Origin of the sequence: Micromonospora sp. H61 (assembly GCF_018070325.1) — a bacterium.
GTDB classification, from domain to species: Bacteria; Actinomycetota; Actinomycetes; order Mycobacteriales; family Micromonosporaceae; genus Micromonospora; species Micromonospora salmantinae.
The window spans coordinates 1-1748 of sequence record NZ_JAGPXY010000200.1 but is presented as its reverse complement, the minus strand read 5'-3'; the positions used below and the strand labels follow the sequence as shown (position 1 = coordinate 1748).

General features: G+C 66.2%; 1 protein-coding gene. It reads left to right on the top strand.

The features are described from left to right. Positions 1 to 981: 981 nt before the first annotated feature. A partial coding sequence (locus tag KBX08_RS33105; RefSeq protein WP_210787687.1) for a family 16 glycosylhydrolase occupies positions 982 to 1748 on the top strand: 767 nt, incomplete at its 3' end.

Genomic DNA, 1748 nt, shown 5'->3' with positions numbered 1-1748 from the left:
CCCACCCCGACCCGACAACTGCACCGTCCACCCCGATCGCCGATCGGCTCCGCCAGGTCGCCGCCATCCATCAGCAGGGGTTGATCAGCGATGCCGAGTACGCCGAGCAACGCACTCGCATCCTGGGCGAGCTGTAAGCGGCTACGCGGTCACGCATGCGCGATCCGACAGGACTACCCAAAGGGGTAGACGCGTCGGCGCGCCCTCTGACGCGGTCGCAGTTCATCGCCGGCACGGCCGCCATCTTCGGCCGCGCCCCGCTCGTGCGTGCCGGGTGATCTGAAATTCTCGGCAACATCAACGGGTACGCGCGCTCGACCTCAACCCGGCTTGTTGGCGACACCGACGGTGCGTGAGACCGAAACCGCACAGGGGGCAACGGGTAGCCGGTGTCGGACTGCTCAGGCACCCTGGTGCGGCAGTGACTCGGGCAGCCTCTCCGGTACGGAGGATCGCGGGCGTGGATGACCCTCTGGCCGCAAGGCGAGCGAGGTCGGGCGAACGTCGCCGCCATAGCCGTCGTGCCGGCCGATTCCAACACAGCGGAGGACCTAAGTCCTCGCGTCGCCGTTGGCGTATTGGTGGACCACTGCCGCTGAACACCTCACCGGGACGGGGTGGACAGATGGTCGAGAATCGATGCTGTGGAAACCCTTCACCGCAGTCGAAAAATCGTGCTCGTTTCCCTCGCGGTGGTCACCGCCCTGCTACCGGTCCTCTGGATGGTCGTGGCCTCGAGTGACCTGTCAGCTGGCAATGCACCGGCAACACGGCGTTCATCAGCCATTGACATCGATGGAACCGTGTGGTTAGCGTGAGAGCGCTCTCACGCATTGATGGCTCGCATTGCTTGTCCAGGAGGAGCACTCTCGGTCGCCCCGGGCGGGAGTGTCCGTCGCCCACTCGCCGTGTCCGGCCGCGGGGTCGCCCCGGGCATGGCGTCGATCCGTCATCCCCAATGGAAAGGCGAGGCTCCCCGACATGAAGATCAGGAATGCAGGTTTCGCGGACCGAGCGCTGTCAGGCAGCCGCCGGCGCCTCATGGTCCTCCTCACCGCGGCCGTCACTGCGCTGGTCGGCAGCGTGGTCATCCAGCAGCAGCCCGCACACGCCGCGTGGAACCTCGTGTGGGCCGACGAGTTCAACGGGTCCGGCGCGCCCAGCAGCGCCAACTGGAACTACAACGTCGGCAACGGCCTCAACCCCGGCCTCAATACTTTCGACGGCTGGGGCAACGGGGAGTGGGAGTGGTACCGCCCCGAGAACTGCACACAGTCTGGCGGCAACCTCGTGATGCGCGCGAACTGGCTCACGACGCCCATCACGGTCAACGGCCGCAACTTCTACCAGACGTCGTGCCGCATGACGACGGACACGAAGAGGTCCTTCCAGTACGGCCGCATCGAGGCGCGCATGGCGCTCCCGACCGCCGCCGGCTCGTGGCCGGCTTTCTGGATGCTCGGTGACTCGTGCGACGAGACGTCCACGAGCGCCTACAACCCAGCGCAGACCTACTACGACCGCCTGCCCACCAACTGGGCCAGTTGCGGCGAGGTCGACATCATGGAACACGCGAACGCGAACGCGACCGTGACGAACAACATCTTCTGGGATCTCCGGACCGGCGTGTTCCCGTGGACAGCGGGCCAGAACGCCAACTACGTCGCGAACCCCGCCGTCAACAACGCCGCGGCCTTCCACGTCTATGCGATCGAGTGGACGGCCGCGCAGATCCGCTGGTACATCGA